Below are 16,308 nucleotides of genomic sequence, written 5' to 3'. Positions count from 1 at the left end.
GGTAGTAAATTCACTCCCCATAATTTATTTTTCTACTAAGAAATTGGAATACTTTCTAATAAAATTTCTATGATTACGAATCAATAAATCAATAATTGTTTAACTGCTGTACATTTATATATAAGTGTTATGAATTTTAACTTATGCATTTGATGCTGTAATGACGATATATTTAGTTGAAACGACGTAAATTTTACAGCATTTTTATTTTTGATAATTTTACTATTGATGAGGATGGAATCTTATTATTTTTATGAGGTTACTGTTATTCGTAGTGTCCTTTTAGCCGTATGTCGAGATAAATTTTTAAATTTGATAGTGAGAGCATAGCCTCCAAATCCAACAATTATGAAGAAATTTGAGAGTTTTCTCGATAATAGGGATAGGGTAACAAAATTTTTATTTAACAAATAGATGTCAATTTTATTACTTATTGTTTGTAATTTTTTCTGATATTGACTTAGTATAAATAACCTCTTTACTCTACTTAATTGTTTTGATTTACTTGATTGATGTATTATTTTATGCTTTTAATCTTAAATCATGATTCCTTGACTTTTATTTCAGTGATGAATAATAAATAATACCAATTACAATTGGAAAATTTAACATTTAATTTTAATCTTCTTTCCTTTAAGATTCATAGTTATCTTTGTTGAAAAAATCTGAAGAATACAGCAATTCTAAATGAGTGATGAAAATGTTAGTAATAAATAATATGATTATCTTGCTCGGTAGCGAGTAGTTAGTGAGGTATTCCCACTAAATTTTTATACATAATTATTTTTCACAAATGATTTAGGATTGCTATATTTATTCAAAGTTATAACTTTACTTACCACTCACTATCTTTTTATTCTGCTTGCAGAACAAAAGGATTTTGGTCATAAACTTTAAGTAAAGTGGATATTAGTTGCAAGTAAACTCTGTAAGCGTTGTAGTTGGCTACCACTTTGATACAGTAAATCACCTTTTCCCAATAAATAAGCTGCTGCTGTTTCTTTACTTCCTAGGACTATACAGGAATCTGCTTCACTTGCTGTACGTAGAGCGACTCTTCCCGGTAAATTGGAACGGATAATTGGGGTGACAACTTTGGCTTCGGGACGTTGAGTAGCAATAATTAAATGAATTCCAGCTGCTCTAGCCATTGCACCCAATCTTTTAATATTCAATTCTAATGTCTTACGAATCTCTTTTTCTGCCATAAAATCGGCATATTCATCAAAAATACAAACGATGCGAGATAATGGTTGAGAGTTTTTTTGGTTATAAGCGCTGATGTCTGCACATCTTGCAGTTTCGAATTTTTGGTAACGTAATTCCATTTCTTCTACCAACTCTTCCATTAATTCGATTGCGCGATCGCTATCTTTGACAATTGGTGAATGTAACCACTCAATACCCTCAAACTCTGGAAATGTGACTCTTTTCGGATCGACTAAAGCTATTTGCAGATTTTTTGGAGAATGACGAACAAGTAAACTTAGGAGAAGCGATCGCAAAAATTCACTTTTACCACTTCCAGTTGTACCCCCAACCAAAAAATGACAGGTATTGGGGTCAGATAAATTTGCTTCTATTAATTTCCCGTTTAAATTCACTCCAATTGCTATTTTTACAGATACTGTCGGTGATAAAGATTGGTTTTGAACGTAATTTGTAAATTCGGCTATTTGTCTATCCGGACGAGGTAAATCAACACTTACATATCCAGCTTGGGGAGTAATCAAAGGTGGATTTTCTAAACCCAAATGTACCTGTAAGTCAGCAGATAATCTCAGAATTGAAATAACCTTTACACCCAGATGGGGTTTTAACTTCACACGAATGAAAGCAGGAGCGATCGCCACACCTTGATAATCAACACCAATACCGAAGGATTCTAATGTGTTGACCAATTCTTCTCCTGTAGCATCAACATCCCAAGATATTGATTCATATTTTGTGGAATTATTTTCTGCAGAGTTGTTTTCTGTAGATTTATTCTCTGTAAATTTATTTCCTGTGGTGTAATTTTCTGTAAACTCCCTTTGTGTTAGAAAATCTTGCTTCTGGGAAGAGAAAACATGTGGGTCTTCCACATCAGTAGTTTGAGTTCGATCTAAAGATTCTGCTGAAAAATAACTTTGACACTTTTGTTGTTGAGGACAAATATCACACAGATGGAGTTGAGTTGTTTCAGGTGGTGGATTGGGGTGAGGAGCTTCCCAGTTTAACCACTGTCCCATCTGCTGTAACTTATAGGGAATTAGTTGATGTACGGTATTTTCCAGTTGTTCCCAGGTATATTGATATTCTTTAAATTCTGGTAAAACACAATAAACTGCTGCATCAACAGCAACCTTTTTCTTGTGCCATAACATGTAACTATAAAGTGCAACCTGGGCTAACTGTGCAGACGGATCTACAGGTTGATAGGTTTTAAATTCTAATACCCCGAGACGCTTGCGTTCAAAATTGAAAACTAAACAATCATATGCTCCTACTACCCTTTGCTCGCTACCATCAGGTAAGCTAAAGTAATGCTCAAGCTGACGTTTTTCTGTAATAAAAGTGTTGCGAATTACAGTTTCTGCACTACAGTAATTACGGTTGGTGACTAATAACGCTGCAAAACGTTTAATTAATCCTTGAATTCCCTCCCAAAGTCGTAGTAGTGCTGGAGCTTTACTCGGATCTTTTGCAATGACTCGATCTAGGTAGGAAGAAAATTTTAACTGATAAAAAAGCTGTTGCATATCGAGAGCAACTTTTTCAATCTGTAATTGCGACCCTCCAAGGTGAAAAATTTCTTGGAATCGGGGTTCACAAACAGCTAAATTTACGAACTTATCAGCCAATTGATGGAAAATACTACCAATACCTGCGATTTTATCTGGTGGAGAAAATAAGGTTCTACCACCAAAATATTGACTTAAATAAAAAAGACGGGGACACTCAAAAGCAACTCTAACCTTAGTAGGACTCAAAGATAGGTTTCCCGAGTTGGTTTTTGAGTTGCTTATGGGATTATTGGACTCGCTGACCATATCAAAAATTTCCCTTACAGCATCGGGTTTAGAAACTTCTAGTAAGCGAAGATGTACAGCAGCGAGATAAACTGTATCCATAGCCGCATACTGCAACTGTTTCTGAGAAAGAGGACGTTTTCCCCAATTGCTTCGTCCTTCTTCTGTATCTACATTGGAAAAGTGACATAGTTCTACAGCTAAAGTTTTAAGTTTTAAATTAGATGTTTGTAAAACTTGTTTGGTAATTTTTCTCGCTATTTTGAGAGTGCAGATAACATTTTTTGCAGATTTTCCACCTAAATATTTTAAATCGAAGCTGGCATTATGAAATACTTTTACTATTTGAGGATTAAGCATTATTTGCTTAATAAATTCCTCTGCTAACTCGGGTTTATCTAGTACATCCAAAATACAAGTAGATTCGCCTATATTATCTGTATAGTCGGATGAAACTTGAATAAGAGATAAACGTGGGTATGCAGTCCAATAATCAGCAATTTCTGTATCTAGCCACAACACTTTTGCCAAACTAAATTTAGCAATTTGCGCTTTTATTTCATTGGCTTGAATTAGATATTGCATTTACTTATTATATTTATTTGTTTTTTGATTCTCTTGATTGGATATTAAACTTTCTAAGTCACCAAGCAAATTAACTGATCTTGTAACTTTGCTTTGTGATTAAGAATTTTGACTTTACCTTCCTTACGTAATAGCTCAATTAAGAGTAAAGTATCATTTTCACTCACATCAGAAAACCGATTGATAGATTGTTCTACTAAAGTTGTTACACCCATAAGACTTTGGGTAATAACTAAATTTAACAAATAATCCTTCACTGGTCGTAAATCTCGTCTCACTTTTCCCTTTTCTTCAGGTTCTGTTTGAGCAGAGACAATCTTTAAATCTTGGAGTAAAGTGCATTTTTCTAAAATTGTAGATTCACGAATCAAAGATTGTAATTCTTTTGGATGAATCGTTTTACCTCCAACAACTAATTCCTGAGCATGAGCAGAATTTACTAAGCTATAGTATGTGGCTAATTGATGAACTGAAGATAGATGTGGTTTAAGATGAATATTCTGTTTTTGATTACCTTTGAAAATTTGCTGATAGATTTGATTCCCTTTCAGCCTTGAATTTCCTACACCGCTAATTCTAATTAGATATAGTTTTTGACAAGCTTGTTTTTGAATGACTTTTTGTGAAGCATTCATAATATTATAGAAGCTTACCATATTAGCATCTTCTGTCCAAACTATTCCTATTTTTTCACCTTTTTTAGGGTGTTGATAACTCAAAGAGTAACTAGCATACTTACCACTTATAAGTTTTGGTTTTACAGATTTCATTTGCAATGCTTCTAAAGCTTGTTGCAACATTCTGATTAGGTCAGGTGCAGCCAAAAAACTTATTTTACTAATTTTACCCTGAGTTTTTTTCAGTTCTTCTTGCCAAATTAATTTAAATTCTGCCTGAATTCTGTCTGTACCTTGGGTTTCATCATCATCTATTGGTGGTTTTGGAGTTGTAGAAGTTTGAGAAGTATTTTTGGAATCACTTTGAGTTTTTTCTTTATTAGTTTGTTGTTTATTAGTTTCTTCTTGATGAGTTTTTTCTTTATTAACCTCTTCGCGGGAAATTTGTTGTTCGTTATTTGTTGGTGATTTTGAACGCTTTCCCTCAGGCTCACGTATTTTATTATCTACTTTATCCTCTAACAATGAGAGTTTATATTTTTGATATTCCTGTCTTCCAAGAATGAGACAATTTCTCGGTCGAGTTTTACCACCAGGATAATTTTCTTCTAATAATTTTCGGTTTAATGGAAAAATTTCAGAATAATTTCCATCGTTAGCTGCTTGATGTAAAGGTTTTAGTCGATAAGACCAAAGCCCCTCTGCTTGTTTTAGTGTAATAGGTTTTAACTGAATGGCTTTATCAACCCGAGCTTTATCAGCTTGCTCAATCCGGTACCAAATACGTCTCCAAGTATTAGTAATAACACTGATAATAACCAGAAAGTTTTTTAGATATCTATTATGAATTGTTGTATTAACATTAAACAAAGCTTGGAAATCCCCAGAACCATCTGCGATACGAGGAATATTATCCAAATTGTCAAAACATAAAACTATGGGTTGAGTTTGGGCTGAAATTCTACCAAAGTTAGCTAAAATATTTTTTGCTGCATCTTCTGAATCAATACAATTTTTTACCTTTAAAGCTTGCATTGACTCTTCGCTTAAATCATCTCCTCGTAACCATTCACAAGCTAAATCGTATAGTTCTGGATTAGTAAGATCGTGCAGTACACCAAAAAAAATCTCTGAGTTATAAAGAGCAGCTCGTTTGTAGGTTTCTTTGAGGTGTTTGATAAATTTTCGGCGATCGCTGCGTAATAATTGCCAAATTTTATCCTTTGACTTACCTCTAGTAAATGCAGATAAATTTTTCAGCCATAACATTAGCTGAGACTCTTGTTGACCTTCGGGAATTCGTAATAAGCTATCAACAGTGGAGCGTAAAATATGACGCCAAATATAATCACTATCAGCCCAAGGTCCAATGTAAGCAAAAAAAGCTTTGGGGTTGAGAGTGCGTTTTACCCGACCTAATAAATAACTTTTACCGGAACCAGAATCACCTAAAAGTAATAGACTGCGACTGCGATTATCTTTAGCTACTAAGTCAAGATATTCTTCAATTTCTGTTATTACTTTTTGATGAATTGACTCAACCATCTGTGTTGAGTCCTGTTGTTCCTCCCAGAAATCACCAGGTTTCAAATTTATTAGGTCAAAAGGATTAACCTCACGTTTAATTATGTCGTTGATAAATACCATGCTGCAAATAAATGAGAGTCACGAACTTAACTGTGAGTCTGAAAATAATGTAAATATGAAAAGAGTGTGAATACTAAGGGAAAGTATCGTCCTAGTTAAGACTAATAAAGAACAACGGACCACCAACATTTTGAGGTATTCCAGTATTAATTTGTTCCGGAGTGTATGCATTAGCTTCCTGCAAGGTACTAAAATCTATTTGGTCATTTCCTTGCAAGCGATAAAGTGCTTTATCTAATTGTTCCCTTGACAAAGGGGGTTGTAACTTTTCTCGCAGATGGAAGATTGGTAAGTAATTCTCTGTACCTATTTCCCGATCTAAGTTTTGGATAGTTTGTAAAATTTCCTCGTCACTGATATCTGTAACTTTTTTCGCTGCAGAATCTGGGACTAAACTTTGTGAATTTAAAGTTGTTGAAGTTAAACTTGCTGAATTTAAACTTTCTGAATTTAAACTTTCTGAAGTATCTTCTGGTACAGGCTTAACAGATAAAGTTTTCCGTAAAAATCGTAGATAATTATTTAATAAATCTAAGCTAATGACAGGATTATTACCTTTGTGTGGGTTGTAATCATCCCGTAAATATTCAACTCCTCTTTCAGTTAACCAAACTTCTGCTCTTTGTCTCTTGACCTTAGTTTCAACTTCAATCAATCCTTTTTCACTCAGAGACTTCAATATTGCATCTCTCCGATGGGTTCTGAGGGATGATATTTTGATTTGACCGGGAGTAATTGCACCTGAAGCTTGATCAATCCTTTTAAGTACTTTAAGTTCCTTGTCTTTGATCGGTAATTCCGCAAGATCTAGTTTTAACAAAGCTTGACCAGCAGGTAGAATTTTAGCTGAGCCAATCTCGCGAGTATAGTCTATCAATTCGCGATCGCCCAAATCTTGACATATTTTATTCTTATTCTTAAAACTGTTGAATGCGCTAGCACTCAACCTCGAGCGATAATTTTTGCATCCCAATAACTTAAGTATAAATTTTAAATGGTCGTTTGTTTCCATACTGTTAATCTTTTTGTATCTAAGTCAAGATATTTATAATTCAAAGGAATTAGGACTTACACAAAACCTCCTTTATGCAAAGGATATGGAAAGCAAATCTGCATTCTCATCTTGCGTAAGTCCTAGTAATGAATTTACGCACCTTTTCTATAGTAGCGAGATTAGTGCTAATTACTACGTCAAGCTAGATGAAGTTTATTAAACATGTTCTTAACAGATTAAACTTGTCTCGAAATAATACAACGATTATTATTTGGATGAAGTGATTTATCCTACATTATATACCCCGACTTCTACAAGTTCATATGTACTAAAAGCAAACCAATCAGTAGTACTTAGAAAGTATAAAATTAAGCGTTGTTTTAGGCTTAATCATATTTTGATAGTTAACTAAGATAAATAGCTGCTACGAGCCTATAGCCAACAGAGTTTAAGAATTAAAAGAGTAAAGATCGCAATCAGAATCTTCAGATGTTATTGGAATGAGGAGCAAAGCCTATTTCAAGTAAAAATAGAAATAGTTTCATTTAATTACTTTATTATTTATTTGCTCAAGTAAAAATCAATAATTTTCATTATTTATTATTGATCACATCATAAAAATATTTATCATAAAATTACTACGATAAAGTGATTTATCCTTGCTACCTATACAATAATTAATCTGTTTTAAATGATTTCATCTCCGTGATTTTCAGGCTTCATATTTAAAAATTGACTTACAAAAAAATATTGGATATGATGAGTGGCTGATAATTAGTTTGATAGCTTTTGGTTTTATATTTATTCAACAAATATTGAATTCAATTTTTTTATTTTATTCCTAATTTATTCAAATACTTATTAGTAATTTAAATATTAAAATCATGAATATTTTGATGTTATCTTCCACATTCCCATATCCACCAACCTTAGGGGGAACTCAGGTAAGAACATTTTATTTGCTCAAATATTTGAGTAAAAGGCATAACGTTACTTTAGTTACACAAAAACAACCTGGAATTCCAGAATCAGATATTGCTGGATTGCGGGATTTCGTCGATAATTTAGTTCTTTTTAACCGTCCAGCAGATAGTGGGACTACCGGAGGAATACTGAAAAAAGCTCAAAGATTTGCAAAATTTGTCCAAAATGGAACTCCACCAAGTGTATTAAACCGTTATTCTCCACAAATGCAAGACTGGATAGATAATTTCGTTAGTTCGCTTAAGTGTGACGTAATTACCTGCGAACACAGCGTAAATGAGATATATGTGCGTCCAGATTTTCAGAAAAAAGTCCGAACTTTGGTAAATGTTCATAGTTCTGTATATGGTACTTGTCTGAATCAGTTAAAACAGGACGTCTGTGAAAATAAGCTGCGAGATCGAATTAATTTGCCACTTTTACATCGTTACGAAAAACGTTACAGTTCAAAGTTTGCGGCGATTGTTGCAACTACGCAAGAGGATAAAAATCAATTGCAAGAGCTTAATCCCAACGCAGATATTGCAGTTATACCTAATGGTGTAGATTTAGTTGCTTTTCCATTTCGTCTCCAAGATCCTCAAGGACACCGGATAATATTTACTGGAGCAATGGATATTTTGGCAAATATTGATGCTGTTAATTTCTTTGCAAATCAAGTTTTTCCAGAAATTCAAAAGACTTATCCAGATGCAATGTTTGATATCGTTGGTTCCCGTCCCACATCCGAGGTTCTTGCTCTCCAAGAAAGACCAGGGGTTAATGTCACTGGACGCGTACCCTCAATGGTAGATTATCTACACCAGTCTGCAGTGTGCGTAATCCCGATGCGGACTGGGTTTGGAATTAAAAACAAAACTTTGGAAGCTATGGCTGCTGGTGTACCTGTAGTTGCTAGCGATCGCGGTTTAGAAGGTTTAGAAATAGATGGGGTTAATGTACCGATACGAGCATTAAGAGCAAATCAACCCAGTGAGTATGTCAGTGCAATTAGTCGTATTTTTAATGATTCGCAATTGCGGGCTGAATTATCACATAATGCTAGAAAATTAATCGAAAAAGACTTTACTTGGGAAAGTGCTGCTCGTCGTTATGAGCAAGTTTGTTTGGGACAAAGTGATTAATTAATGTTAGCGCAGCGGGGTGCGTAAGCGCACAGTAATAAGTAATAAGTAATAAGTAATGAGTAATAAGTAATGAGTGACCAATTACCAATTACCAATTACCAATTACCCATTACCCATTACCCATTACCCATTACCAAATCAATCAACCGCTTTCATCGATAAACCAATGCGTCGGAGTTTTTCGTTAACTTCTAGTACTTTAACTTTAACTACTTGACCTACTTTAACTACTGTTTTGGGATCTTTAATAAATCTGTTTGCAAGTTGGGATATATGCACTAAACCATCTTGGTGAACGCCAATATCAACAAATGCACCAAAATTAGCAACGTTGGTGACAATACCTTCAAGTATCATTCCTTCTTTTAGATCGGAAATTTCTTTGATTCCTTCTTTGAAGGTTGCATACTTAAATTCGGCTCGGGGGTCTCTTCCGGGTTTTTCTAATTCGTTAATAATATCCCTTAGTGTTGGTTCCCCAATTTTGTCGGTGACATATTTTTTCAAGTCTGTTTTTTTCAGTTTGCTTGAAATTTCGGTAACTTGCTTGAGGTTAATATTTAAATCTGAGGCGATCGCTTTAACTACAGAATAACTTTCTGGATGTACTGCTGTGTTATCCAATGGGTTATCACTATCGCGAATTCGTAAAAAACCTGCAGCTTGCTCGAATGCTTTCGGTCCTAGTTTTGGTACTTTGAGTAATTCTCGCCGATTTTTGAAAGCACCATTTTGGTTGCGGTAAGTCACAATGTTATTCGCAACCGTAGCTGTAATTCCCGAAACAAAAGTCAGGAGTTCCTTAGAAGCAGTATTTAGATCGACACCAACATAGTTCACACAACTTTCTACAGTTTCGGCTAACTTTTTCTTCAACATCTTTTGATCGACGTCGTGTTGATATTGTCCCACCCCAATGGACTTGGGTTCAATTTTTACTAATTCTGCGAGGGGATCTTGTAAGCGACGACCAATACTAATTGCACCGCGCACCGTAATATCAAGCTCGGGAAATTCTGCGATCGCGACTTTACTGGCAGAATAAATAGATGCACCGGACTCATTAACCATCACTTTGATGGGTTTATTATCGATATTCTGCAAAACTTCCCCAACAAACTCATCGGTTTCCCGTGAAGCTGTACCATTACCAATAGCAATCAATTCGATCTGATACTTTTTAATAATTTTGTCAACAAAAGCAGCAGCAGATTGACGTTTTTGGGTTCCGCTGTGGGGAAATATTGGTTCATATTCCAAAAATTGACCGGTTCGATCTAATACTGCAACTTTGCAACCAGTGCGAAAACCCGGATCTATTCCCAAAGTCGGTTTCATCCCTGCTGGTGCAGAAAGTAATAATTCTCGCAAATTTGCTTCAAAGGTTTTGATGGATTCAATATCAGCTTCTTTTTTCTTCTCTGCTACCACCTCACCAATCAAAGAATTTTTCATCAAACGATTAAATGCATCTTTGATAGTCATCTGATAAAAATTACGAATTTGACGCAGGGAAGAACGAATTTCTCGTGATTCCAAATAAGCTAAAACTCGATCTTCATCGAAGGAAATTTCAAAACTCAAGATTTTTTCCGCTTCACCCCGACATAACGCCAACATATTATGGGAAGCAATATTCTCAACCCTCATTTGATATTCGCGGTACATCTCATATTTTGTCGTCCCTTCGGGATGTTCGTCCTTGATGCGAGAGACAAAAATCCCCTCTTCTAGGAGATATTCTCGCAAATATGTTCTTAATTCTGCTTTTTCGGCGATTTCTTCCGCTAGAATATCTCCAGCTCCCTTAAGTGCTTCTTCAGCGCTTTTCACTCCCTTATCTTCAGATATATATTTAGCAGCTTCTTCATCAAGGGAAACAGAAGCTGCATTTTTTATGTTCAATGACTTGATAAATTCTGTTAAAGGTTCTAAACCCTTTTCCTTCGCAATGGTTGCGCGGGTACGTCGCTTTGGTCGGTAGGGTAAGTATAAATCTTCAAGTTCAGTTTTTTGCAAACAAGATTCAATTTTCGCTTTGAGTTCATCATTCAACTTTCCTTGGGAAGCGATCGCATTGAGAATTACAGCTTTGCGTTCCTCAAGTTCGGTCAAATAAGTATACCTTTCTAAAAGCGAACGTAATTGTACTTCATTCATTTCACCAGTTTGCTCTTTGCGGTAACGAGCAACAAAAGGAACTGTTGCACCCTCAGCAAAAAGTTCTAAGGCGTTTTGCACCTGTCTTAGTTGAAGTTCTAGTTCGCTAGCTAGGAGTTGCGGTATGTTCAGCATGATTGAATCTACAGATTAAAAAATCCACTACTATCATGCAGTAAGTCTTATGAATTTAGAGAGTTTAAAAAGGAAATAATAGGTTAATATAACAAAGCTTAAAGTTGTTTTTGGTCATTTAGTTGTATGGTTTACAACTTTACTTGTAAATACAACTTTGAAGATGTAGAATGTCTTACGATTGCTTAATAAAAATTTAACTTGTTCTTCAAGAACGGGTTTTTTAGCATGAGAATTTTGTTGTGAGTTCAGAGTGAAGCTAACATGGCGTTTGTTTTTCTGATTCCACTTGTAATGACCTTGGTAGCCCTGTATTTCTTTACGAAATTCAGGGATGAATTACGCTATTTGTCTGGTTCGATAGCCGGTATTTGTTTTGCTGTTAGTGTTTCATTGGCTCCTTGGGAAGCACTCTTGTTATTTTTGATCCCTGCACTTGTAATTACTGGTAAAGGTATTCAAAAAGGTGATTATAAGTTTCACCTCCAGAGCATCCAAAAAGAGAATGAGAGAAAAAACAAGAAGAAGAGGAAAAAAAGAAGGTAAAATATGGCGCTATGGGCAAGTTAAAAGTCAAAACAGACCGCGCCAAAGGCGAGCAAAAGTCAAAATATGTCCGTCCTATGGACACGCTGAGAAGGCGCTACGCGTATGATTAAAGTCACGCTAACGCTAACAGCTTGCTCCGTTAAAATGCTAACAAAACAGACCCGTGTGCGGGGACCAAAAGTATCTTAATCATAGGTTTTAGGGCTCATAAATGTCCTAGCCTAAAGACTTAGCGCTATTCTAAGAAAAGGTAATATAAATCGATATTGAATACATAAATAATTTTCCGTACCCGATCGCGCAAAATGTTTCATTAATTTTGCCCAACTCCTGAATTACTGGAGTTGAATTTTTTTATTTATTTCTTTAAATTTATCCTTTTGAATTTATCTTTTTTAATTTATCCGAATTCACAATCATTGACTGTGTAGTAGAAGCTTGATAAGTCGTTGGACTGAATTAATTACACAATGTCATTGCGTTAGCATAGCGTGCGCAAAGCGCATATGGAGCAAAGCGAAATGACGCAATCACAGGAGCTTGGGATTGCTGAGGACGCGCTCCGCGAACACGTTGTTCGCAATGACGGTAAATATTTTTGTCCACCAACTTATTCGACACTTTAATTGTTGTCATCATATTATTAGCACCTACAGGTTTAGTGTATGTCAATCATCACGATTCGGGAAACGGAAAAAACAGAGACGGGTTTTACAGCACGTTTAATTTTCGATCGTGGTGATGGTGGTGAATACTCTATTAATATTACCGATCCTTTCACAGCCGAGGAAGAACAGCGACTGGAATGGTATTTTGAAGAATGGCTGACTTACCCTATGTTAAATGGGAGGAAGGCTGAAGCTGCTAAAAACAGTGTTGCTGGTTATGGGGAAAGTTTATTTGAACAGGTTTTTAAGACCGATTTTGATGCTTATAGTTATTATCGTCAACTGCGGAATAATCTCAAAGAGGTAAAAATTGAGATAGTTGGCGATAGTCCCGAGTTTCACGCTTTACACTGGGAAGCTATGCGGGACAAGGATTTACCACGACCTTTGGCTGTGGATTGCGTGATGGTACGCAAGCGAGTTACGAAAGCAGCATCAGTACCTGCAAATATAGATAAATCACCTGTTATTAACTTGTTGGTGGTAACTTCCCGACCGAACGAAGAAAATGATGTGGGTTATCGTACTATTTCCCGTCCTTTAATTGAGGTGATTCAAAATAGTGAATTACCTGTCAATGTGGATTTATTGCGTCCAGGTACCTATGAAAGTTTAGAACGACATTTGGAAGAAAAAGGTGCGGGATATTATCATTTCATACATTTTGATTGTCATGGTGCATTGATGAGATATCAAGATATTCAAGAAGGGATGAGACGAAACCGCTATACCTACAACACAAGGTGGGGACGGGAAGATATTCAAGAATATGACGGGGTAAAAGCATTTTTATTTTTGGACGGGGAAAGTAAGGGAAAAGCCGATCCGGTGGAAGCAGGGGAATTAGCAAGTTTACTTACCGGGAAAAGGATTCCTGTATGTATCCTCAACGCTTGTCAGTCGGGGAAGCAGGTAAAAAGTGATGGAGAAACAGAAGAAAATTCCCGTGAAACTAGTTTGGGTAGTCGGTTAATGACTGCGGGAATGGAAATGGTGGTAGCAATGGGGTATTCGGTAACTGTTTCCGCTGCTAAGTTGATGATGAAACAGGTTTATAAAGAATTATTTGAGGGGAAGAAGATAACGGAAGCGATACGTTTGGGGAGAAGGGAGTTATTTAATAGTAAGACGCGCAAAGCTTATTTTAATACAGATATCGATTTAGAAGATTGGCTTTTACCTGTGGTTTACAGTAACCAACAGGTGAATTTGAATTTGGGGAAGTTTACACCCGAGGAAGAAGAAAAGTATTTTGAAAAATTAGCAAGTTCATATCAAAGTCAATATACACCCCCCGAATATGGCTTTATTGGACGGGATTTAGAAATTTTGAAAATTGAAAAGGCTTTGTTCCGTCATAATATTTTACTGTTACAAGGAATGGGAGGAACGGGGAAAACCACCCTATTAAATTATCTGTGCAGTTGGTGGGAAACAACTAATTTCTCCCCGGATATATTTTATTTTGGTTACGACAAAAAAGCTTGGACGCTGACACAAATAGTGTTTGAGATTAGTAAGCGGTTATATGGAAGATTTGAACTTGCTAATTTTCAAGCCGTGAACCTAACCGCACAGGTACAGAAATTACTCAAAAAACTGAAATCCCAACCCTACGTTTTGATTTTGGATAACTTGGAGTCGGTGACGGGACAAGCTTTAGCAATTCAAAATACTTTACCGTCAGACGAGCAAAAGCAACTGCAAGATTTTTTAACCCAGTTAGTTGATGGAAAAACGCGGGTGATTTTGGGTTCCCGCAGTGATGAAAGTTGGTTAAAAGGTGCTTTTAAACAAAATATCTACAAATTGCAAGGTTTAGATCCGCAAGCAAGAACAGAATTATCAAATAAAATCTTAGAGCGGAATGTAGGTAATGAGCGCAAGATAGCTAAGATTCGCGAAGATGGGGATTTTCAGAAATTAATGGAACTTTTAGCCGGGTATCCCCTCGCAATGGAAGTGGTTTTAGCGAACTTGAAAAATCTCTCACCCCAGGAGATTCTAGCGAAATTGCAAGCAGCAGATATTAACCTAGATACCGGTAGTGAAGATAAGACCCAGAGCATTCTTAAATGTGTGGAATATTCCCATAGTAATTTATCGCCGGATGCTCAGAAGTTATTGTTGTGTTTGGCTCCCTTTAGTGGGTTTATTTTGCGGCTTAGTATTCCTGATTATGCTAAGGAGTTGCAGAAGTTAGAGCCGTTTGAGAATTATAATTTTGATAAGTTTGATGAGGCGATTCAAGAAGCAATTAATTGGGGTTTGCTTTCCGATATCCCTTCTACTCCCTTTACAGGAGAAGAAAAATTATTACAAATTCAACCTGTTTTCCCCTTCTTTTTAAAAGCAAAATTAGCACAAATCGATGGAGCAACCCACGAAGCATTACAGGAAGGGTTTAAAAATCACTATCGAGTTTTAGCTAGTGATTACCAACTATTGATGAATTCTAAGAATGCGCAAGAAAGACAGTTAGGTATTAACTTCTGTCGATTAGAATATGAAAACTTATACAATGCCTTGCAGATTTGTCTAGAGAAGCAGGAAGATTTTAATATTTCTTTCTGTCTAGATGATTATTTTATACTAATTAACGATCCGAATAACAGAGCTAAATTTACAGCACAACTATGTCAAAAAATATCTAATTTCCCCCCTGAGTTCTTAGAAAGTAAGATTGGCTATCAAATTGGATTTGCACTCCACAGAAATGGTAGTAGTTATTTGGATATTAAACAGTATGAATTAGCAGAAAAAAACTTTAAACAAGCTTTAGAAGCATATGAAAAACTCAGAGAAGTAGAAGAAAGGGATAAGCAACTCTGGATAGCGACAACTTACCACGAGTTGGGAATCGTAGCACAAGATTTGCGTGAATACCAGCAAGCACGAGATTATTATCAAAATGCTCTGGAAATTAAAATCGAATATAGTGATCGCTATGGTTCTGCTAACACTTACCACCAGTTCGGAAGGGTAGCCCAAGAATTGCGCGAATACCAGCAAGCACGAGATTATTATCAAAATGCTCTGGAAATTTTAATCGAATATAGCGATCGCTATGGCTCTGCTAGCACTTACCACCAGTTGGGAAGAGTAGCTCAAGAATTGCGCGAATACCAACAAGCACGAGATTATTATCAAAATGCTCTGGAAATTTTAATCGAATATGGCGATCGCTATGGCTGTGCTGTAACTTACCACCAGTTGGGAAGGGTAGCCCAAGAATTGCGCGAATACCAGCAAGCACGAGATTATTATCAAAATGCTCTGGAAATTAAAATTGAATATGGCGATCGCTATGGCTCTGCTAAAACTTACCATGAGTTGGGATATGTAGTCCAAGAATTGCGCGAATACCAGCAAGCACGAGATTATTATCAAAATGCTCTGGAAATTTTAATCGAATATGGCGATCACTATAACTCTGCTAAAACTTACCAGAACTTGGGAAGAGTAGCCCAGGAATTGCGCGAATACCAGCAAGCACGAGATTATTATCAAAATGCTCTGGAAATTTTAATCGAATATAGCGATCGCTATGGCTCTGCTAGCACTTACCACCAGTTGGGAAGAGTAGCTCAAGAATTGCGCGAATACCAACAAGCACGAGATTATTATCAAAATGCTCTGGAAATTTTAATCGAATATGGCGATCGCTATGGCTGTGCTGTAACTTACCACCAGTTGGGAAGGGTAGCCCAAGAATTGCGCGAATACCAGCAAGCACGAGATTATTATCAAAATGCTCTGGAAATTAAAATTGAATATGGCGATCGCTATGAGTGTGCTGGAACNAGTGTGCTGGAACTTACGGAGCATTAG

7 protein-coding genes are annotated in these 16,308 nt (G+C 36.1%); 3 read left to right on the top strand and 4 right to left on the bottom strand.

Features of this window, described 5'->3' with window-relative positions:
* Positions 1-893: 893 nt before the first annotated feature.
* From BC008_RS18845 to BC008_RS18835, 3 genes are all read right to left on the bottom strand, one after another.
* Positions 894-3,596, bottom strand: coding sequence for a DNA translocase FtsK (locus BC008_RS18845; protein WP_027845297.1), 2,703 nt, complete (start codon positions 3,594-3,596; stop codon positions 894-896).
* 53 nt (positions 3,597-3,649) lie between these two features.
* On the bottom strand, positions 3,650-5,860 hold the full coding sequence (locus BC008_RS18840; RefSeq protein ID WP_027845298.1) for a P-loop NTPase family protein: 2,211 nt from the start codon (positions 5,858-5,860) through the stop codon (positions 3,650-3,652).
* Positions 5,861-5,951: 91 nt separating this feature from the next.
* Positions 5,952-6,872 (bottom strand): hypothetical protein, encoded by a 921-nt coding sequence (locus BC008_RS18835; protein WP_027845299.1) that lies wholly within the window; start codon positions 6,870-6,872, stop codon positions 5,952-5,954.
* A gap of 866 nt (positions 6,873-7,738) precedes the next feature.
* Here BC008_RS18835 and BC008_RS18830 point away from each other — a divergent pair.
* Complete coding sequence (locus BC008_RS18830; RefSeq protein WP_027845300.1) at positions 7,739-8,962, top strand: glycosyltransferase; 1,224 nt, start codon at positions 7,739-7,741, stop codon at positions 8,960-8,962.
* A 141-nt stretch (positions 8,963-9,103) separates the two neighbouring features.
* Here BC008_RS18830 and BC008_RS18825 read toward each other — a convergent pair whose 3' ends face one another.
* On the bottom strand, positions 9,104-11,260 hold the full coding sequence (locus BC008_RS18825) for a Tex family protein (protein WP_027846237.1): 2,157 nt from the start codon (positions 11,258-11,260) through the stop codon (positions 9,104-9,106).
* A gap of 264 nt (positions 11,261-11,524) precedes the next feature.
* Between BC008_RS18825 and BC008_RS18820 the strand changes: the two genes are divergently transcribed.
* Positions 11,525-11,806: a hypothetical protein gene (locus BC008_RS18820; RefSeq protein ID WP_063800729.1), complete on the top strand. Its 282-nt coding sequence runs from the start codon at positions 11,525-11,527 to the stop codon at positions 11,804-11,806.
* A 668-nt stretch (positions 11,807-12,474) separates the two neighbouring features.
* Complete coding sequence (locus BC008_RS18810; RefSeq protein ID WP_063800781.1) at positions 12,475-16,308, top strand: tetratricopeptide repeat protein; 3,834 nt, start codon at positions 12,475-12,477, stop codon at positions 16,306-16,308.

The organism is Mastigocoleus testarum BC008 (genome assembly GCF_001456025.1).
Classification (GTDB): Bacteria; Cyanobacteriota; Cyanobacteriia; order Cyanobacteriales; family Nostocaceae; genus Mastigocoleus; species Mastigocoleus testarum.
Note: the sequence above shows the minus strand (reverse complement) of the source record. Positions and strands in the feature narration are given on the sequence as shown.

What these genes read in the sequence shown, in the direction of transcription:
- BC008_RS18845 (WP_027845297.1), bottom strand. Translation starts at nt 3,596, where the DNA reads ATGCAATATCTAATTCAAGCCAATGAAATAAAAGCGCAAATTGCTAAA.
- BC008_RS18840 (WP_027845298.1), bottom strand. Translation starts at nt 5,860, where the DNA reads ATGGTATTTATCAACGACATAATTAAACGTGAGGTTAATCCTTTTGAC.
- BC008_RS18835 (WP_027845299.1), bottom strand. Translation starts at nt 6,872, where the DNA reads ATGGAAACAAACGACCATTTAAAATTTATACTTAAGTTATTGGGATGC.
- BC008_RS18830 (WP_027845300.1), top strand. Translation starts at nt 7,739, where the DNA reads ATGAATATTTTGATGTTATCTTCCACATTCCCATATCCACCAACCTTA.
- BC008_RS18825 (WP_027846237.1), bottom strand. Translation starts at nt 11,260, where the DNA reads ATGCTGAACATACCGCAACTCCTAGCTAGCGAACTAGAACTTCAACTA.
- BC008_RS18820 (WP_063800729.1), top strand. Translation starts at nt 11,525, where the DNA reads ATGGCGTTTGTTTTTCTGATTCCACTTGTAATGACCTTGGTAGCCCTG.